Genomic DNA, 18,747 nt, shown 5'->3' on the forward strand with positions numbered 1-18,747 from the left:
CCCACGGTCGTCGCCCCCCTGACCCCGCCCGGCGGCACCATCCCCCCGCCGGCCGCGCCCGTGACCCCCGCCCCCACGGCTCCCGCGCCCTACGGCCAGCCGCCCCAGCAGCCGTCGTACGGCGGCCAGCCGAGCGCGCCGATGCCCCCCGGGTACGGGCAGCCCGCCCCCTACGGCGCCGGCCAGCCCGCCCCGCCCATGCCTCCGGGCTACGGGCAGGCGCCCGGCCAAACCGCCGCCTACGAGGTGCCGCAGGGCGCGCCCCAGGGCGGTGCCGGGGTGACGGCCGCGCTCCAGGGGTTCAAGGAGACCCCGACCGGCCTGCGCTGGACGCAGCAGAACAAGGCGCTCGTCCGCGTCGACCTCGGCATCGGCGGACAGCCGGTACTGGCCCGGCAGGGCAGCATGGTGCTCTACCAGGGCAAGGTCGACTTCGGCTACAAGGGCGCCGGTTTCATGGGCCGCGTCGTGGGCAACGCCACCGGCCAGGAGATGCAGCTCATGCGCTGTTCCGGCCAGGGCCAGGTCTTCCTCGCCGAGAACTCCGCCCACCTGCACCCGGTCGAGCTCCAGGGCGACGCGATCTGCGTGTCCGCGGAGAACGTCCTCGCCTTCGACGAGAGCCTGAGCTACGAGGTCCGCCGGATCGAGGGCCACGGCATCCCCGGCGGCGCGCTGTTCACGATGCAGTTCCAGGGCACCGGCACGATCGTCGTCAAGACGCACGGCACGCCCGTGGTGCTGCCGGTCACGCCGACCACGTTCGCCGACTGCAACGCCGTCGTCGCCTGGTCGGCCGGCTCCCAGGTGATCGTCTCCAGCCAGGTCCGCATGCGCCGCAACGCCTACCCGGGCGACACCGGTGAGAGCGTCAATCTCCAGTTCCGGGGCGCGCCCGGCAACTTCATCGTCGTCCAGCCGTACGAGGTCTAAGGGGAGCCCGTCATGAACCAGCCGCTCGCGGGCTTCGCCCCCGCACCCGTCACCGCCCGCATGGAGAACCACGGCAGCCACATGCTGAAGGTCGCCCTCCAGACCGGGAACGACCTCCTCGCGCGCGTGGGGTCGATGGTCGCCTACGAGGGCTTCATCCAGTACGAGCCCAACCCGCCGGCCGTCCGCCAGATCGCCCGCGACTGGGCCACCGGCGAGGGCGCGCCGCTGATGAAGTGCTCCGGTGACGGCCTGCTCTACCTCGCCGACTACGGTGCCGACGTCGTCGTGATCAACCTCAATGGCGACGGCATCTCCGTCAACGCCACCAACCTGCTCGCCTTCGACGCCCACCTCAGCTGGGGTGTGGAGCGGGTGAAGGGGCTCGCGAAGTTCGCCGGGCAGGGCCTGTGGAACACGCGGATCTCCGGGCAGGGCTGGGTCGCGCTGACCTCCCGGGGCACGCCGATCGTCGTGGACTGCGGAGGCGGTGAGGACGAGACGTACGTCGACCCGGACGCGCTCGTCGCCTGGTCGCCGAACCTGAAGGTGAAGGGCAAGCGCAGCTTCAAGGCGCAGTCGCTGATCGGCCGGGGCAGCGGCGAGGCCTACCAGATGGCCTTCTCCGGACAGGGCATCGTCGTCGTCCAGCCCAGCGAGGACAGCACCGACCGTCTCCGGGTCCGGGGCTGAGGGGGAGCCAGAACACCATGCAGAGTCCGCTTTTCGCGCACAACGACCTCCAGACGCAGGAGCGCTGGAGCCTGCAGAACGCGCAGATGCTCCGGATCACCCTGGACGGCCACGACGACCTCCTCGCCCGCAAGGGCACCATGGTCGCCTACCAGGGTCTGGTCGAGTTCGACGCCGAATTCCAGGGAAACCGGCAGGCACGCGCGCGTGCGCACACCGGCGAGGGCCTGGACCTGATGCGCTGCCACGGCCAGGGCACGGTCTACCTCGCCAACCTCGCCCAGCACGTGCACATCATGGACATCGAGCAGGACGGGCTGACCGTCGACAGCTCCTACGTCCTCGCCATGGACTCCTCGCTGCACTACGAGGTCGTCGCCGTCGACAGCCTGTACGGCATCTCCGGCTCCGGGAAGTACCAGCTCAACATCACCGGGCGCGGCAGGGTCGCCCTGATGACCTCGGGCGCCCCGCTGCTGATGCGGGTCACGCCCGACAAGTACGTCAACTGCGACGCCGACGCGATCGTGGCCTGGTCCACCGGGCTGCGCGTGCAGATGCAGGCCCAGACGCACTCCTCGGGCGTGTGGCGCCGGCGTGGCAGCACCGGTGAGGGCTGGGAGCTGAGCTTCATGGGCTCCGGGTTCGCGCTCGTCCAGCCCAGCGAGCTGCTGCCGCCGCAGAACGCCGTGATCGGGCAGGGCCTCGCCGCCCAGTTCGGCATGGGTCAGCAGGGGGCGCGCGGCCAGAACCAGGGCAACGTCTGGAGCTGAGCCGGACACGGACGTCCGGAGCCGAGCCGGACACGAGGACGTCTGGAGCCGAGCCGGACACGAGTAAGGGGCGACCGCCAAGGCGGACGCCCCTTACAACTCGCCGGGCACCCGTCGGGCACCCGTCAGAGCCGGGCGCGCGTGGCCTCCAGCAGACGCACGACCGACTCGTCGGCCACCCCGGCCACCTCGTCGTAGCCGAACCAGCGCAGGTCCAGGGACTCCTCGCTGATCTCGTGCACCGCGCCGGGCGGGGCCAGGACCGCGTACTGCACGTCGAAGTGCCAGTTGCAGGGCGCCGGGATCGGATGCCGGTCCAGCCGCACCGGGCCGCCGGGCAGCAGGGTCAGTCCCGCGATCCCGGACTCCTCCGTCGCCTCCCGCAGGGCCGCCGCCCGAAGCGTCGGGTCGCCCGGCTCGCAGTGACCGCCCATCTGGAGCCACATCCGCAGCTTCCGGTGCAGCGTGAGCAGCACCCGGCCGCGCCCGGGGTCGACGACCAGGGCACTGGCCGTGACGTGACCGGCGTCACAGGCCTTCCACATGCCGTCCGGACGGGCCGCCAGGTGGTCCAGGTACGACCGGCGCAGCTCCTCCTGGCCCTCGTACCCCTTCAGGACCAGGACCGCGTCGTCGTACAGGCTCACTCGGTGTCGTCGCCCTCGGTCTCGTCGTCGTCCTTCTTGCGCAGGTCGGGCTTGCCGTGGCCGCCGCCCGCCGCCTCCCCGAGCATCTTGTCCAGCTCGGAGAAGTCCAGCTGCTCGCGGTGCACGAAACCGTCCGGGTCGTCCAGGTCGGTCGCGGTCGGCAGCATGTCCGGGTGGGCCCACAGGCCGTCCCGGCCGTCGACCCCGCGCGCGTCCGTGAGCGAGGCCCACAGCCGGGAGGCGTCCCGCAGCCGGCGCGGACGCAGCTCCAGGCCGATCAGCGTGGCGAACGTCTGCTCCGCCGGGCCGCCGGTCGCGCGCCGGCGGCGCAGCGTCTCGCGCAGCGCGTCGGCGGACCCCAGGCGCGGCTTCGCGGCGGCGTGCACCACCGCGTCCACCCAGCCCTCCACGAGCGCCAGAGCGGTCTCCAGACGGGCCAGGGCCGCCTTCTGCTCGGGCGTGTCCTCCGGCTGGAACATGCCCTGCTGGAGCGCGTCCTGCAGCTGCTCGGGGTTCTGCGGGTCGAACTGGCCGACCACGTCCTCCAGCTTGGCCGTGTCGACCTTGATGCCGCGCGCATAGCCGTCGACCGCGCCGAACAGGTGCGAGCGCAGCCACGGAACGTGCGCGAAGAGCCGCTGGTGGGCGGCCTCGCGCAGGGCGAGATACAGCCGCACCTCCTCCTGCGGCACGCCCAGGTCCTTGCCGAACGCCTCCACGTTGGCCGGGAGCAGCGCGGCCTTGCGGGCCGGGCCCAGCGGCAGACCGATGTCGGTGGAGCCGACGACCTCGCCCGCGAGCACGCCCACGGCCTGCCCGATCTGCGTGCCGAACATGGCACCGCCCATCGACCGCATCATGCCGATCAGCGGGCCCGCCATGGCCTGCATCTCCTCCGGCAGCACGTCGCCCATCGCCGCGCCGACCCGCTCGGCGACCGGGTCGACCAGCTCCTGCCAGGCGGGCAGGGTCGCCTCGACCCACTCCGCCCGCGACCAGGCCACCGCCGAGGCGGAACCCGACGGCAGGGACGTCGCGTCGTCCAGCCACAGGTCGGCCAGGCGGACGGCCTCCTCCACGGCCCGGCGCTCGGCCGCGCCGACACTGGCGTCCTTGGTGCCGTTCGGCGCGCCCTGGGCGACCGTCTGGCGGGCGATCTGCTTGGCCATGTCCCAGTTCACCGGCCCGCCCTCGTACGAGAGCATCTGGCCGAGCTGCTGGAAGGCCGCACCCAGGTCGCTGGGGTTCAGGGAGCCGAACATGGCAGCGAGCGGGTTGTCTGCGCCGGGGCCGCCAAAGCCGCCGGCTCCCGGCAGGCCGCCGAAACCGAACGGATTGGCCGGTCCCTGCCCACCACCGCTCTGCTGGTCCTTCTTCTTGCCCTCGTCGCCGTCCTCCGGCTCCTCCGGCGGAAGGCCGAAACCGAATGGGGTGTCACTCACGGGATTCCTCGGCTGGTAAGGCCACCGGTTCTTCCGGCGGCGCGGCTGCCCGACAACACCACCCAGCGTAGACACCCGGACCCGATCGGGCCTCGGTGCTTCGCCTGCGGAAGGCCTGCGGCAGGATGGATGCACCTGGTACGTACGCGTCAGTCGCGCGCGTACTGAAGACAACCGCTGGAGACGCCCGGTGAGTTCCCCAGATCCGCAGGTTCGCGCAGCGCGAAACCGTTCAACCTCCTCCGCCGTGCGCGGGCCCGTCGTCGCGGTGACCGGCGCGGCCGGCGGGGTCGGCGCCCTGCTCACCGAGCGGCTCGCCGCCTCCGACGAGATCAGGGAGGTCGTCGCCATCGACGAGCGGCGCGGCGAGTGCGCCGAGGCCCGGTGGCACATCCTCGACGTGCGCGACCCGGCGATCGCGGACAAGCTGCGCGGCACCGACGTGGTCGTCCACCTCGCCCTCGACCTCGATCTGGAGACCGACCCGGCGGCGCGCACGGCCTACAACGTGCGCGGAACCCAGACGGTGCTGACGGCCGCCGCGGCGGCCGGTGTGCGCCGGGTGGTGCTGTGCACCTCGGCGATGGTCTACGGCGCGCTGCCGGACAACGAGCTGCCCCTGTCGGAGGACGCCGAGCTGCGCGCCACCGCCGAGGCGACCGGGGTCGGGGACCTGCTGGAGATCGAGCGGCTGGCGCGGCGCGCCCCGCGCGCGCATCCCGGGCTGAACGTCACCGTGGTCCGGCCGGCCGTCCTGGTCGGCGGCACCGATACCGCGCTGACCAGGTATTTCGAGTCGCCGCGGCTGCTGGTCGTGGCCGGCTCGCGGCCCGCGTGGCAGTTCTGCCACGTCGAGGACCTGTGCAGCGCCCTGGAGTACGCCGTGCTGGAGAAGGTCGACGGGGAACTCGCCGTCGGCTGCGACGGGTGGCTGGAGCAGGAGGAGGTCGAGGAGCTCAGCGGGATCCGGCGCATGGAGCTGCCGTCGGCGGTTGCGCTCGGCGCGGCGGCCCGGCTGCACCGGATCGGGCTCACCCCCTCCCCGGCGGGGGACCTGGCGTACACGATGTACCCCTGGGTGGTCAGCGGCAGCAGGCTGCACGACGCCGGCTGGCGGCCGAAGTGGACCAACGAGGAGGTGCTGGCCGAGCTGCTGGAGGAGGTGACCGGGCGGCGCACGGTCGCCGGGCGGCGGCTGGGCCGCAAGGACGCGACGGCGGCCGGGGCGGCGGGGGCGACCGTCGCCCTGCTGGGCGCGGCGGCCGTCGTACGGCGGGCCCGGAAGGCGCGGCGCCGGGTCTGAGGCGCGGCGACGACCCCCTGGCCCGCCAGGGCCCGGCGGCAAGCCTCTGTAGGAGCCTCCAAACCGTCCCCGCGCGCGTGCTGCGGAAAGCCGTATTCCCCGATGCCGGACCCGTGGGGCACGATGGGCCCATGGCACTCACGAACGACCACCCGGGTGAGCGGGCGGCCGAGAACCCCGTCAAGCTGATCGCCGTCCGGGAGACACCGCTCTCCGTGGACGAGGTCTTCCGCGCCGTCGGGGACGCCGCGGCAGGGGGCATCGCGCTGTTCGTGGGCACCGTGCGCAACCACGACGGCGGCGCCGACGTGGACGCCCTCGGCTACTCCTGCCACCCCAGCGCCGAGGCCGAGATGCGGCGGATCGCCGAGAAGGTCGTCGCCGACCACCCCGTGCGGGCGCTGGCCGCCGTCCACCGGGTGGGTGATCTGCGGGTCGGGGACCTCGCCGTGGTCGTCGCCGTGGCCTGCCCGCACCGCGCGGAGGCCTTCGACGCCTGCCGCAAGCTGATCGACGACCTCAAGCACGAGGTGCCCATCTGGAAGCACCAGAAGTTCTCCGACGGCACGGAGGAATGGGTCGGCGCGTAGCGCCGTCGCACCCCCCTCCCCGCGCGACACACCCCCCTCTCCGGTTGCGTAACCGGCACCCTCGCGTGAGCGTTGTCCCTGCGGATGGTTAATCTGTTGATCAGTCAGTTGCGGACGCTCATGGCGTAGGAGGTCGGCATGGGGGTGCTTGTCTGGCTGCTGATTCCGCTGGTGGCCGCGGTCGGCGGCGGACTGTGGGGCAGTTGGGCCAACCGGACCCGCAAGGTGCGCGGCGACGGCCCGGAGCTGGACGGATACGCCCGGTTCCGTGAGGCCATGGAGAAGCCCCGGCCGGGCGCGCGCGGCGCCTGAGAGGGGTGCCCTGACGGCGCGCCGACAGCGTCGTCCCGTACTGTCGGGGCATGCCACGCCGCACCGTGACGATGCTCGCCTCGACCCTGATGCTGATCGCGCTCCTGTGCGCGGGAGTGCTCATCCCCGTGCCGTACGCGGAGATGTCCCCCGGCCCGACGGTGAACACGCTCGGGGAGCACGACGGTGAGCCGGTGCTGCAGATCTCCGGGCACAAGACGTACCCGGCCGACGGCCACCTGAACATGACCACCGTCCGGGTCACCGGCGCCGACTACCGGATGAACCTCGTCGAGGCCGTCTACGGCTGGCTGGCCCACGACAGCAAGATCGTCCCGCACGACACGCTCTACCCGGACGGCAAGACGGAGGAGCAGTCCAGCCAGGAGAACGCCGAGGAGTTCAGCCAGTCCCAGGAGAGCGCCAAGGTCGCCGCCCTGAAGGAGCTGCACATTCCGGTGAAGTCCTGGGTGATCGTCTCCACGGTCGTCAAGGGCTCCCCGGCCGAGGGCCGGCTGCACGCCGGCGACGTGATCAAGGCCGTCGACGGCACGGCGGTCAAGCAGCCGGCCGACGTCGCCAAGCTGGTGACCAAGCACAAGCCCGGCCAGGACGCCGTCTTCACGATCGTCCCCGCCAAGGACCAGGCGGCCGCCGAGAAGTCCCACAAGGAGGCGAGCGGCACGCGGAAGGTCACGATCACGACCCGGGCCGCCGACGACGGCGGCGCCGAGCGGGCCATCGTGGGCATCTCCGCCGGGACCGACCACACCTTCCCGTTCACCATCGACATCAAGCTCGCCGATGTCGGCGGGCCCAGCGCCGGCCTGATGTTCGCGCTCGGCATCTACGACAAGCTCACCCCGGGCAGCCTCACCGGCGGCACGTTCGTCGCGGGCACCGGCACCATCGACGACAACGGCACGGTCGGGCCGATCGGCGGCATCGAGATGAAGACCGTCGGCGCGCGGGACAAGGGCGCCCGGTACTTCCTCACCCCGGCCGACAACTGCGCGGCGGCGGCCAGGGACACCCCGGACGGGCTCACCCTGGTCAAGGTCAAGACCATCGGCGACGCGCTCGACGCGCTCGAGGACATCCGCGGCGGGGACGTCGCCGCCCTGCCGAAGTGCACCGCCAAGGGCTGAGCGGCCGCGCCACGGCTGGGGGCGCCCCCTGCACGAGGGGCGCCCCCAGCGCCGTACCAAGACGCCGTACGAAGGCGTCGTACCGCGCCGGACGGATCAGTCCGCGAACGTGGCCGCCAGCGCGTCCGCCAGGCCCGGCACCAGGTCGGGGCCGGTCAGGACCTCCGTCGGGGTGTCCTTCTCGCGCAGCCGCAGCGCCGACTCGCGGCTGCCGTCACGCAGCACGGCCACCGTCATGCGGACCTCCTGGCGCTCGGGGTGCCGGGCGACCCACTCGGCCAGCCGGGCCTCGTCCAGGTCGGAGGGCACCTGGGCCTCGGCGGACGGCGGCAGCATCAGCCGCTCCACGGTGAGGGCGCAGCCGGTGACCGCGTCGGGCCAGGCGATGGTGGCGAGGAACTCGTCCAGCGGCTTGCCGGACGGGACCTCGTCCTGCTCGATCGGGGTGAGACCGGCGGTCTCGGACTCGTCCTCGAGGCCCAGCTGGGCCGCGAGCGCAGGTTCCTGAGTCCGCAGCCGCGCGGTGTCTACAAGGGCGAAAAGGCGAGCGGGCTGGTCCCAGCCGAGGCCGGAGACGTACTCGTCGATCTCGAGTACGGCCCGGGTGAGCGGGCTCGCTGCCATGGGAGTGTTGGACATGGTCACAATCCTGCCTCGTTCCCGGCCGGAATCGGGAACCGAGTAAACGGTGAGTAAGTTGCATAGGTGTGGGCCCGCGAACACGGGGGGCCACGAGGGGCCCGCGAACCCGAGGGCCTGACGGAACGACAGCGAACTTCGAGGGGCGCACCTTGGCTTTCCAGATGCCGGACCGTGGCGGAGGCCCGACGGGGCCACGGATCAGGGCGGGCCGCCCCTCCCGGAAGGTGCGGGCCCTGCTCGTGACGCTGGGGGTCCTCGCCGCCCTGGGCATGGTGTTCACCATGTTCGCGGGCTTCTGGACGGACTGGCTCTGGTACCGGTCGGTGCACTACTCGTCCGTGTTCACCACCACGCTGTCCACGAAGATCGGGCTGTTCTTCGTCTTCGGCCTGCTGATGGCGGCCGTGGTCGGCCTCAACATCTGGCTCGCGCACCGGCTGCGGCCCCCGCTCAGCGCCATGTCCATGGAGCAGCAGAGCCTGGACCGCTACCGCATGGGCATCGCGCCGTACAAGAAGTGGCTGCTGCTCGTCGTCACCTGCCTGGTCGGGCTGATCGCGGGCGCCTCGGCGGCGGGCCAGTGGCGGACGTGGCTGATGTGGGTGAACGGCGTGCCCTTCCACGAGAAGGACCCGCAGTTCCACCTCGACGTCGCCTTCTACGCCTTCGACCTGCCCTGGTACCGGTTCCTGCTGGGCTTCGGCTTCGCCGCGACCATCCTGTGCCTGATCGCCGCAGCGCTCACCCACTACCTGTACGGCGGGCTGCGCGTCACCAGCCCGGGCGCCCGGGCCACCGCCGCCGCGACCGGCCACCTGTCGGTGCTGCTCGGCATCTTCGTCGCCCTGAAGGCGGTCGCCTACTGGCTCGACCGGTACGGCCTCGCGGTCAAGTCCAGCGACTTCAAGGCCACCGACAACTGGACCGGCCTGCGCTACGTCGACGCCAACGCCTATCTGCCGGCCAAGACCATCCTGTTCTGCATCGCCGTCATCTGCGCGCTGCTGTTCTTCGCCACGCTGTGGCGGCGCACCTGGCAGCTGCCCGTCATCGGCTTCGGCCTGATGGTGCTCTCGGCGATCCTGATCGGCGGCCTGTACCCGGCCATCGTGCAGAAGTTCCAGGTGCAGCCGAACGAGCAGGCCAAGGAGGCGCCGTACGTCCAGAAGAACCTGAAGGCCACCCGCGAGGCGTACGGCATCGACGACACCCAGGTCACCGGGTACAACGGCGAGTCCAAGACCAAGGACAAGAGCACGCTGCGCGGTGAGGCCGACGACGCGGCGAGCATCCGGATCATCGACCCGAACATCGTCTCCCCGACGTTCCAGCAGCGCCAGGAGATGAAGAACTACTACGGCTTCCCGGACAACCTGGACGTCGACCGGTACCCCGGCAAGGACGGCAAGGAACAGGACACGGTCATCGGGCTGCGCGAGCTGGACCTGGCCGGCGTTCCGAAGCACAACTGGATCAACGACCACTTCCGCTACACACACGGTTTCGGCGTGGTCGCCGCCAAGGGCACCGAGGCCAAGGGCGGCGAGCCGGTGTTCACCGAGTACGACCTGCCGTCCAAGGGCGACCTCGGCAGCTACGAGCAGCGGATCTACTACGGCGAGAAGACCACCACCTACTCGATCGTCGGCGGTCCCCAGGAGGAGATCGACTACTCCGACAACGACGGTGAGAAGCCGACCAGGTACCGGGGCGGCAGCGGCGTCAACCTCGACAACCCGCTGAACCGGGCCGCGTACGCGCTGACCTTCAACGAGCCGCAGATCCTGTACTCGGGCGCGATCGGCAAGGGTTCGCGGATCCTGTACAACCGCACCCCCAAGGAGCGCGTGGAGGCGGTCGCGCCCTGGCTGACCATCGACGGCGACGCGTACCCGGCGATCGTGGGCGGCCGCATCCAGTGGATCGTCGACGCCTACACGACCACCAACGGCTACCCGTACTCCTCCCGTACGACCTTGGGTGATACGACGGCCGACTCGCTGACCGCGACGAACGACTCCCGCGCGGTGGTGGCCCAGCAGAACCAGGTCAACTACATCCGCAACTCGGTGAAGGCGACGGTCGACGCCTACACCGGCGAGGTCGAGCTGTACCAGTGGGACACCCAGGACCCGGTGCTGAAGACCTGGATGAAGGCGTTCCCGGACACGGTGCAGCCCAGGAGCGCGATCTCCGACGACCTGATGGACCATCTGCGCTATCCGCAGGACCTGTTCAAGGTGCAGCGTGAACTGCTCACCCGCTACCACGTGACGGACGCCGAGACCTACCTGACCGGCAGCGAGGTGTGGCAGGTGCCCGCCGACCCGACCAACAAGTCGGGTGACGCGGTGCCGCCGTACTACCTGAGCATGAAGATGCCGGACCAGAAGCAGCAGGCGTTCTCGCTGTCGACGACGTTCACGCCCAACGGGCGGGACAACCTGGCCGCGTTCATGACCGTGGACGCGGAGGCCGGCAGCAAGGACTACGGCAAGATCAGGATCCTGAAACTGCCGACCAGGACGACGGTCGACGGCCCCAAACAGGTACAGAGCAAGTTCAACTCCAACGAACGGATCGCCTCCACGATCAAGCTGCTCAGGGGCGGCGACTCCGACATCGAGTACGGGAACCTGCTGACCGTGCCGCTGGACGGCGGACTGCTCTACGTGGAGCCCGTGTACGTCCGCGGTGGCGGACTGAAGCTGCCGCTGCTGCGGAAGGTCCTCGTCACCTACGGGAACGACACCGCGTTCGAGAACACCCTGGACGAGGCGCTCGACAAGATCTTCGGCGCCAGGAGTCCGGCCGCCAAGCCGCCGGGGACCGGCACCGGGACCGCGCCCGGCACCACCGACCCGACGGTCAAGCAGGCGCTCCAGGACGCCCAGAAGGCCTTCGACGCCGGACAGCGGGCGCTCCAGGACGGGCCGGACTGGGATGCGTACGCCAAGGCGCAGAAGCAACTCCAGGACGCGCTGAAGCAGGCCGAGAAGGCCCAGTCCGAGGCCGGCGACAAGCCCGGCGACAAGACCGGCGGGAAGACTGACGACAAGAACGGCGGGACCGGCGAGAAGGACAGCGGGGAGAACAAGAGTTGATCAAGATCCTCCCGCGCCGTGGTACGGTTGACACGCAACGGCGCGGGGTGGAGCAGCTCGGTAGCTCGCTGGGCTCATAACCCAGAGGTCGCAGGTTCAAATCCTGTCCCCGCTACTGCATCGAAGGCCCGGATCCGGGAAAAGGGATCCGGGCCTTCGTGGTGTGCGAACTCATGTACCGAGGGGAGGGACGGCCGCGCCGCCGTGGGGAGTTGGGGGGTGTGTGTTTGACTTGTCACTCTGTGGGCATGTCGACAAAACGCCGAAGTGACCTCACGGGCTGCTGCGGTATACCGGGTGTACCCAGGTTGCAGGTGGTGCGACGATGGACGTTATGGGGGAGAAGGCAACTCTGTTCGAGTCAGGGCGATTTGCGCAGTCTTCCGGCACGGAGTCGGCCCGCGACGATTTGGTGGACATGGGGGAGGCCGCCGAGGAGACGCGTCTCGCGCTCGCCGCGCAGAGCGGGGACGCCGAGGCGGCCAGTGTCCTGGGGGCGATGCTGCTGCGCCGCGGCGAGCTGGACGCGGCCGAACCCCATCTGCGCGCCGCCACCGCGGCCGGTGACCGGGCCGCCGCCAACAACCTGGGCGTCCTGCTGCACCAGCGCGGCTACCCCGAGGAGGCGGCCGGCTGGTGGCGGATCGCCGCCGTGGCCGGCTCCGCCGCCGCGGCGCACGCCCTCGGCCGCTACCACCGCGAGCGCGGCGACGAGCCGGCCGCCGAGTACTGGCTGCGCCAGTCCGCCGAGCAGGGCCATGTCCTCGGCGCCTACGCCCTCGCCGATCTGCTGGAGCACCGCGGGGACGTCGGTGCCGAGCACTGGATGCGCTCCGCCGCCGAGCGCGGGCACCGCGAGGCCGCCTACCGGCTGGCCCGGGCGCTCGACCGCGCCGCCGGGCAGGGGGAGGAGTGGCCCGGGGAGGCGAACGGCTCGGACAACGGTGTCGCGGAGGCCGAGCAGTGGTACCGGCAGGCCGCCGCGCGCGGGCACCGGAAGGCCGCGCTCCAGCTCGGGGCGATCCTGGAGCGGCGCGGCGAGCTGAGGGAGGCCGGGCGCTGGTACCTGACCTCCGCCAAGGACGGCGAGCCGCGGGCCGCCTGTGCCCTCGGCTTCCTGCTGCGCGACGCCGGCGACACCGAGAGCGCCGCCGTGTGGTGGCTGCGCGCCGCCCAGGAGGGCGACGGCAACGCGGCGAACGCGCTGGGCGCGCTGCACGCCGAGCGCGGCGAGACCCAGACCGCCGAGCGCTGGTACCGGGCCGCGCTGGACGCCGGTGACGACAACGGCGCCTACAACCTCGGGCTGCTCTGCGCCGAGCAGGGCCGCACCGCGCAGGCCGAGCAGTGGTACCGGCGGGCCGCCTACGCCGGGCACCGGGAGGCCGCCAACGCGCTGGCCATCCTGCTGCTCCAGGGTGGCGACACGACCGGGGCCGAGCCGTGGTTCTCCAAGGCCGCCGAGGCCGGAAGCGTGGACGCCGCGTTCAACCTCGGCATCCTCTACGCCGGACGCGGCGAGGAGCGGATGGCGCTGCGCTGGTACGAGCGGGCCGCCGCCGCCGGGCACGCCGAGGCCGCCCTCCAGGTCGGGATCGCCCGGCTGCGCGAGGGCGACGAGCGGGAGGCCGAACGCCATCTGCGCTGCGCCGCGGGGGGCGGCAGCGCGGAGGGCGCATACCGGCTGGCCACCCTGCTCGACGCCCGCCGGCCGCCGGAGCCCGCGCACGAGCTGGGGGAGATCGTGCACGAGAAGACCGAGTGCGAGGAGTGGTACGAGCGGGCCGCCACCCAGGGGCACCGGCGGGCCCAGGTCCGGGTCGGGATGCTGGCCGCCGCCCGCGGGGACGTGGTGGAGGCGGCGCGGTGGTACCGGACGGCGGCCGAGGCCGGCTCGCGCAACGGCGCCTTCAACCTCGGTCTGCTGCTCGCCCGCGAGGGCAGCGAGCCGGAGGCGGCGGTGTGGTGGACCCGGGCCGCCGACGCCGGTCACGGGCGGGCCGCTCTGCGGCTGGCCCTGGTCTACGCGCGTCGCGGCGAGCTGGCGGAGGGGCAGCGCTGGGCCGCCCGCGCGGTGGAGCTGGGTCCGGCGGAGGTGGCGGAGCGGGCGGGGCGGCTGCGGGACGCGCTGCGCGAGGAGCTGTCGGCGTGACCCCGGCCACTCACCCGCCAAGGGATTTGCATCCCACCTCAACAGTCACGTAGTGTCTTGTTCATCGACGCGGGGTGGAGCAGCTCGGTAGCTCGCTGGGCTCATAACCCAGAGGTCGCAGGTTCAAATCCTGTCCCCGCTACTGAAGGCCGAGGGCCGGAATCCAGAATTGGGTTCCGGCCCTCGGTCGTTCCCGTGCCGGGTCGCGGTCCGGGCACGGGCGGTAAGAACGCGCTCCGGACAGTGAAGCGGTCCGGGCAGTAAAAAAGGGGGCTTGCGCCCCCTGGTGCCGCGTCTCGGTTACGCGCCCGCGCAGTCCGGGCACAGCCCCCGGTAGGTCACCTCGACGTCCGACACCGTGAAGCCGAAGCGCTCGGTGTCGGGGAGGTCGGCGAGCGGGTTGCCGAGGGGGTGGACGTCACGGATCGCGCCGCAGCGGGCGCACACCAGGTGGTGGTGCGGCCGGTGCGCGTTCGGGTCGTACCGCTTGGCGCGCTTGTCCGTCGTGACTTCCAGCACCTCGCCGAGCGAGACCAGCTCGCCCAGGGTGTTGTAGACGGTCGCCCGGGAGATCTCGGGCAGCTTCGCGACGGCGCGCGCGTGGACCTCGTCGGCGGTCAGATGCACGTGCTCGCCGTTCAGGACCTCGGCCACCACGCGCCGCTGCGCGGTCATCCGCCATCCGCGTCCACGCAGCCGTTCCAGAAGGTCGCTCATGGCCACCAGCCTAACAGGAAGAGTCCCCAGATCGGGAATAGGTGTGACTTTGGATCATCGCTTGACTTAGACAAAGTCCATTGTAGGATCGAGAACGGCTTTGGCCACAGGACAGGACAAGTCAGTGATGACGCAGGAGGCGCATGTGACGCAGGGACCGCTCACCACGGAGGCCGGGGCTCCGGTCGCCGACAACCAGAACAGCGAGACGGCGGGCGTCGGCGGGCCGGTCCTCGTCCAGGACCAGCTGCTGCTGGAGAAGCTGGCCCACTTCAACCGGGAGCGGATCCCGGAGCGGGTCGTGCACGCCCGCGGCGCCGGCGCCTACGGCACCTTCACGGTGACCGCGGACGTCACCCCGTACACGCGGGCCGCCTTCCTGTCGGAGGTCGGCAAGCAGACCGAGGTCTTCCTGCGGTTCTCGACCGTGGCCGGCAACCTCGGCGCGGCGGACGCCGTGCGTGACCCGCGGGGCTTCGCGGTGAAGTTCTACACCGAGGAGGGCAACTACGACCTCGTCGGCAACAACACCCCGGTGTTCTTCATCCGGGACGCGATCAAGTTCCCGGACTTCATCCACACCCAGAAGCGCGACCCGTACACCGGCAGCCAGGAAGCCGACAACGTGTGGGACTTCTGGTCGCTGTCGCCGGAGTCCACGCACCAGGTGACCTGGCTGTTCGGCGACCGCGGCATCCCGGCGTCGTACCGGCACATGGACGGCTTCGGCTCGCACACCTTCCAGTGGAACAACGAGGCCGGCGAGGTCTTCTGGGTCAAGTACCACTTCAAGACCGACCAGGGGATCAAGAACCTCACCGCCGAGGAGGCGGAGCTCCTCGCGGGCAAGGACCCCGACTCCCACCAGCGCGACCTGCGCGAGGCGATCGAGCGCGGGGAGTTCCCGAGCTGGACCGTGGGCGTGCAGATCATGCCGGCGGCCGACGCGGCGACCTACCGCTTCAACCCGTTCGACCTGACCAAGGTGTGGCCGCACGCGGACTACCCGGTCATCGAGATCGGCAAGCTGGAGCTGAACCGCAACCCGCGCAACATCTTCGCCGAGGTCGAGCAGTCGATCTTCTCCCCGGCGCACTTCGTGCCCGGCATCGGCCCCTCGCCCGACAAGATGCTCCAGGGCCGGCTGTTCGCCTACGGCGACGCGCACCGCTACCGCGTCGGCATCAACGCCGACCACCTGCCGGTCAACCGTCCGCACGCCACCGAGGCGCGCACCAACTCCCGTGACGGCTACCTCTACGACGGCCGGCACGGCGGGGAGAAGAACTACGAGCCGAACAGCTTCGGCGGGCCGCAGCAGACCGGGCGTCCGCTGTGGCAGCCGGTCGACGGCCTCACCGGCGGCACCGGCAACCACCCGACGCCGGTGCACGCCGAGGACAACGACTTCGTCCAGGCCGGCAACCTCTACCGGCTGATGTCGGAGGAGGAGAAGGAGCGGCTGGTCGCCAACCTGGCCGGCTTCATCGCCAAGGTCACGCGCCAGGACATCGCCGAGCGCGCGATCGGCAACTTCCGCAACGCCGACGCCGACTTCGGCAAGCGGCTGGAGAGCGCGGTGCAGGCGCTGCGCGGCTGAGCCGGCCGCCCTCGCGGCTGGGCGGGCCGGACCCATGGTGCTCTGGGTCCGGCCCGTTCGTGCGTTCGGGGCAGTGGGCGGACCGCCGGAGGGGGACCCGGTGGCCCGCCCCTCGTGCGTTCAGGAGGCGGGGGAGGGCTCCCGGGCCGGGACCCAGCGACGGACGATGTCGCGGACCGAGACGATCCCGGCCACCTCGCCGTGGTCGAGCACGACCAGGTGCCGGAAGCCGCCGTGCGTCATGGCGCGGGCCGCCTCCTGGAGGGTCCAGGTCGGGGCGGCGAAGACGATGTCGGTGGTGGTGTGGGCGTGCAGGGGTTCGGCGTCCGGGTTCTGGCCCAGGCCGACGGAGTCGAGGATGTCGCGTTCGGTGAGGATGCCGATGCCGCCGGCGTCCGGGTCGAGGACCACGGCGGCGCCGACCCGGCGGGCCGACATCAGGGTGGCTGCCTGGCGGAGGGTGTGGTCGGGGCCGAGGGTGAGGATCACCGTGCTCATGGCGTCACGGACGAGCATGAAGGGGCCACCTCCTGGGAATCCCGTGGAACCCCGGGATTCACTTGTTCACAAGTGGGGGTGGGCTCAGGGTGCCAGGCAAAGGAAGGGTCAACAAGAGGGCGCGCGCCGCTCACCGACGGCGCGCGCGGGGCACGCCGGGGCTCAGCGGCGCGGGCCCGGGTACCCCGGCCACTCTCGGTGGCGCGGGGCCGGATGCCCCGGCGGCTCTCAGTCGCGCGCGCCGAGATACCCCAGCAGCTCGTCGTGCAGCAGGCCGTTGGACGCCGCCGCGTCGCCGCTGTGCGGGCCCGGGCGGCCGTCGAGGCCGGTGAAGGTGCCGCCCGCCTCCGTGACGATGATCGCGTTGGCGGCCATGTCCCACAGCGACAGCTCCGGCTCGGCGCAGATGTCCACGGCACCCTCCGCGACCATCATGTACGGCCAGAAGTCGCCGTACGCGCGCGTGCGCCACACCTGACGGGTCAGGTCCAGGAAGCCGTCCAGGCGGCCCCGCTCCTCCCAGCCGGAGAGCGAGGAGTACGAGAAGGAGGCGTCCGCGAGCCTGCCGACCCGGGAGACGTGGAGGGGGGTGCCGGCGGCCAGGTCGCGGCCGGTGAAGGCGCCGTGGCCCTTCGCCGCCCACCAGCGGCGCCCGAGGGCGGGGGCGGAGACGACGCCGACCACCGGCTGGTAGCCGTCCTCCGCCTCCTCCATCAGGGCGATGAGGGTGGCCCACACCGGGACGCCGCGGACGTAGTTCTTGGTGCCGTCGATCGGGTCGACCACCCAGCGGCGCGGGCCGGTGCCCTCGACGCCGTACTCCTCGCCGAGGACGGCGTCCTGAGGGCGGGCGCGCTGGAGATGGCCGCGGATCAGTTCTTCCGCCGCCTTGTCCGCTTCGCTCACCGGGGTCATGTCCGGCTTGGTCTCCACCTTCAGGTCGAGGGCCTGGAAGCGGGCCGTGGTGGCGGCGTCGGCCGCGTCCGCGAGGGCGTGGGCGAGGCGCAGGTCGTCGAGGTAGTCGGGCATGTGACGAACGGTATCCGCCGGGCTCGGCACGCTGCCACAGGGGGCGGCAGGTGCCGGGCACGGCCGTACCGCCGCCCGGGGCCCGTGGACCGGCGGTCACCACCCCCGTACCTCACCGCACGCCCCCCATACCCCCCGCGAACCCTTGACAGTGCATACAAGCCCGTCAAATCTGGGCGCTAAGTCACTGTGGCCCAGGGAGGCGCGGATGCCTGCTGCCCGGGAATCGTTGTTGGACGCCGCCTACGCGGCGCTCGCGCGCCGGCCGTGGTCCGCGGTGCGCATGGTCGACGTGGCCGCGCGGGCCGGGGTGTCCCGGCAGACCCTGTACAACGAGTTCGGCAGCAAGGACGGCCTGGCGCGGGCGCTGGTGCGGCGGGAGGCCGACGGCTATCTCGCCGGCGTCGAGCGGGCCCTCGCCGGGCCGGCCGAGGTCTGCGACCGGCTCACCGCGACCGCCGAGTGGACGGCCGCCGCGGCCCGGGACAACGTGCTGGTGCGGGCCCTGCTCACCGGCTGCTGGAGCGAGCGGCTGCCGAGCCCGCCGCTCACCGCCGCGCACTCCACCGCCATGGTGCCGGCCCAGCGCCGGGCGGACGGGCCGCTGCCGGCGCCCCGGGACTTCGTACGGATCGTCCGGGACCGCGCGGCGACCGCGCTGGCCGCTCCCGGCACCGCCCCGGCCGAGCTGCTGCTCCCGTGCGAGCTGGTCGTCCGCCTCGCCCTGTCCTGTGTGGCGGCCCCGCCCGGGGAGGGCGGCATCGCGGAGCTGGTGCGGGCCGTGCTCCCGCGCCACCTGAGCGGACCGGCGCGGCCGTCTAGTGCGCCGACCCCGACAGCTGAAGCCCGATCACCCCGACGATGACCAGGCTGATGGAGACGATCTTCAAGGTGGACACCAGATCGCCGAGGAAGACCATGCCGTAGATCGCGGTGCCCGCCGCGCCGATCCCGGTCCACACGGCGTACGCCGGGCCGACGTCCAGCTTCCTCAGGGACAGGGTCAGCAGACCGAAGCTGCCCAGTGCGAACGACGCGAACGCGATCGTCGGCCACAGGCGCGTGAACCCGTGCGAGAGTTTCAGGCACACGGCGAAACCGGTCTCCAATATCCCGGCCACTATGACCAGCAGCCACGCCATGTGCTGTCCTCCCGTTGGATCC

General features: G+C 71.7%; 18 protein-coding genes and 2 tRNA genes. 13 read left to right on the plus strand and 7 right to left on the minus strand.

Translation table 11 applies throughout. The features are described from left to right. The 3 genes from IH25_RS0116060 to IH25_RS0116070 all read left to right on the plus strand — a co-directional run. Window positions 1–933 (plus strand): AIM24 family protein (locus tag IH25_RS0116060; protein WP_030609694.1); only part of this gene is annotated, 933 nt, incomplete at its 5' end. A 12-nt stretch (window positions 934–945) separates the two neighbouring features. Further along, a complete protein-coding gene (locus tag IH25_RS0116065; protein ID WP_030609697.1) occupies window positions 946–1,626 on the plus strand; it encodes an AIM24 family protein in 681 nt (226 codons plus the stop codon). Between the two features lie 17 nt (window positions 1,627–1,643). Further along, window positions 1,644–2,399, plus strand: a complete 756-nt coding sequence (locus tag IH25_RS0116070; RefSeq protein WP_030609700.1) for an AIM24 family protein — start codon at window positions 1,644–1,646, stop codon at window positions 2,397–2,399. 125 nt (window positions 2,400–2,524) lie between these two features. Here the strand turns inward: IH25_RS0116070 and IH25_RS0116075 are convergent, their stop codons facing one another. Both IH25_RS0116075 and IH25_RS0116080 read right to left on the minus strand, forming a co-directional pair. After that, the gene (locus IH25_RS0116075; protein WP_030609703.1) at window positions 2,525–3,046 is read right to left on the minus strand and encodes an NUDIX hydrolase; all 522 of its coding nucleotides are present in this window, start codon (window positions 3,044–3,046) and stop codon (window positions 2,525–2,527) included. Beyond that, the gene (locus tag IH25_RS0116080) at window positions 3,043–4,488 is read right to left on the minus strand and encodes a zinc-dependent metalloprotease (RefSeq protein WP_030609706.1); all 1,446 of its coding nucleotides are present in this window, start codon (window positions 4,486–4,488) and stop codon (window positions 3,043–3,045) included. Before IH25_RS0116080 ends, IH25_RS0116075 begins: the two co-directional genes overlap by 4 nt. 190 nt (window positions 4,489–4,678) lie before the next feature. On the opposite strand from IH25_RS0116080, the gene IH25_RS0116085 reads away from it, so the two are divergent. The 4 genes from IH25_RS0116085 (at window position 4,679) to IH25_RS0116100 (ending at window position 7,841) form a co-directional block, all read left to right on the plus strand. Continuing rightward, complete coding sequence (locus IH25_RS0116085) at window positions 4,679–5,791, plus strand: SDR family oxidoreductase (RefSeq protein WP_030609709.1); 1,113 nt, start codon at window positions 4,679–4,681, stop codon at window positions 5,789–5,791. A gap of 131 nt (window positions 5,792–5,922) precedes the next feature. Next, window positions 5,923–6,381, plus strand: coding sequence for a molybdenum cofactor biosynthesis protein MoaE (locus IH25_RS0116090; protein WP_030609711.1), 459 nt, complete (start codon window positions 5,923–5,925; stop codon window positions 6,379–6,381). Window positions 6,382–6,519: 138 nt separating this feature from the next. Beyond that, a complete protein-coding gene (locus IH25_RS41655; RefSeq protein WP_167345758.1) occupies window positions 6,520–6,693 on the plus strand; it encodes a hypothetical protein in 174 nt (57 codons plus the stop codon). A 50-nt stretch (window positions 6,694–6,743) separates the two neighbouring features. After that, window positions 6,744–7,841 (plus strand): YlbL family protein, encoded by a 1,098-nt coding sequence (locus IH25_RS0116100; RefSeq protein ID WP_030609714.1) that lies wholly within the window; start codon window positions 6,744–6,746, stop codon window positions 7,839–7,841. 96 nt (window positions 7,842–7,937) lie between these two features. On the opposite strand, the gene IH25_RS0116105 is transcribed toward IH25_RS0116100, so the two are convergent. Next, window positions 7,938–8,480 carry a PPA1309 family protein gene (locus IH25_RS0116105; protein WP_030609718.1) on the minus strand — a complete coding sequence of 181 codons (543 nt, stop codon included), beginning with the start codon at window positions 8,478–8,480 and terminating at the stop codon, window positions 7,938–7,940. 164 nt (window positions 8,481–8,644) lie between these two features. Here IH25_RS0116105 and IH25_RS0116110 point away from each other — a divergent pair, with 164 nt between their 5' ends. The 4 genes from IH25_RS0116110 (at window position 8,645) to IH25_RS0116125 (ending at window position 13,881) form a co-directional block, all read left to right on the plus strand. Then, window positions 8,645–11,587, plus strand: a complete 2,943-nt coding sequence (locus tag IH25_RS0116110; RefSeq protein WP_209445324.1) for a UPF0182 family membrane protein — start codon at window positions 8,645–8,647, stop codon at window positions 11,585–11,587. A 41-nt stretch (window positions 11,588–11,628) separates the two neighbouring features. Then, a tRNA-Met gene (locus tag IH25_RS0116115) sits at window positions 11,629–11,702 on the plus strand. A 210-nt stretch (window positions 11,703–11,912) separates the two neighbouring features. Beyond that, a complete protein-coding gene (locus tag IH25_RS0116120) occupies window positions 11,913–13,739 on the plus strand; it encodes a tetratricopeptide repeat protein (RefSeq protein WP_030609725.1) in 1,827 nt (608 codons plus the stop codon). A gap of 68 nt (window positions 13,740–13,807) precedes the next feature. Next, window positions 13,808–13,881, plus strand: a tRNA-Met gene (locus IH25_RS0116125). 158 nt (window positions 13,882–14,039) lie between these two features. Here IH25_RS0116125 and IH25_RS0116130 read toward each other — a convergent pair. Further along, complete coding sequence (locus IH25_RS0116130) at window positions 14,040–14,456, minus strand: Fur family transcriptional regulator (RefSeq protein WP_030609729.1); 417 nt, start codon at window positions 14,454–14,456, stop codon at window positions 14,040–14,042. Window positions 14,457–14,601: 145 nt separating this feature from the next. Between IH25_RS0116130 and IH25_RS0116135 the strand changes: the two genes are divergently transcribed. After that, a complete protein-coding gene (locus IH25_RS0116135; RefSeq protein WP_030609731.1) occupies window positions 14,602–16,056 on the plus strand; it encodes a catalase in 1,455 nt (484 codons plus the stop codon). Window positions 16,057–16,176: 120 nt separating this feature from the next. Here IH25_RS0116135 and IH25_RS0116140 read toward each other — a convergent pair whose 3' ends face one another. Both IH25_RS0116140 and hisN read right to left on the minus strand, forming a co-directional pair. After that, on the minus strand, window positions 16,177–16,572 hold the full coding sequence (locus tag IH25_RS0116140; RefSeq protein ID WP_030609734.1) for a CBS domain-containing protein: 396 nt from the start codon (window positions 16,570–16,572) through the stop codon (window positions 16,177–16,179). A gap of 210 nt (window positions 16,573–16,782) precedes the next feature. Continuing rightward, complete coding sequence (hisN, locus tag IH25_RS0116145) at window positions 16,783–17,583, minus strand: histidinol-phosphatase (protein WP_030609737.1); 801 nt, start codon at window positions 17,581–17,583, stop codon at window positions 16,783–16,785. 208 nt (window positions 17,584–17,791) lie between these two features. Between hisN and IH25_RS0116150 the strand changes: the two genes are divergently transcribed. Next, window positions 17,792–18,448, plus strand: coding sequence for a TetR/AcrR family transcriptional regulator (locus tag IH25_RS0116150; protein WP_051753962.1), 657 nt, complete (start codon window positions 17,792–17,794; stop codon window positions 18,446–18,448). Here IH25_RS0116150 and IH25_RS0116155 read toward each other — a convergent pair. Beyond that, entirely contained in the window at window positions 18,402–18,725 is a 324-nt protein-coding gene (locus tag IH25_RS0116155) for a DMT family transporter (protein ID WP_014674883.1), read from the minus strand. The genes IH25_RS0116150 and IH25_RS0116155 overlap by 47 nt on opposite strands. Window positions 18,726–18,747: the final 22 nt, after the last annotated feature.

Source organism: Streptomyces achromogenes subsp. achromogenes, from assembly GCF_000720835.1.
In the GTDB taxonomy this organism is placed as follows: domain Bacteria; phylum Actinomycetota; class Actinomycetes; order Streptomycetales; family Streptomycetaceae; genus Streptomyces; species Streptomyces achromogenes.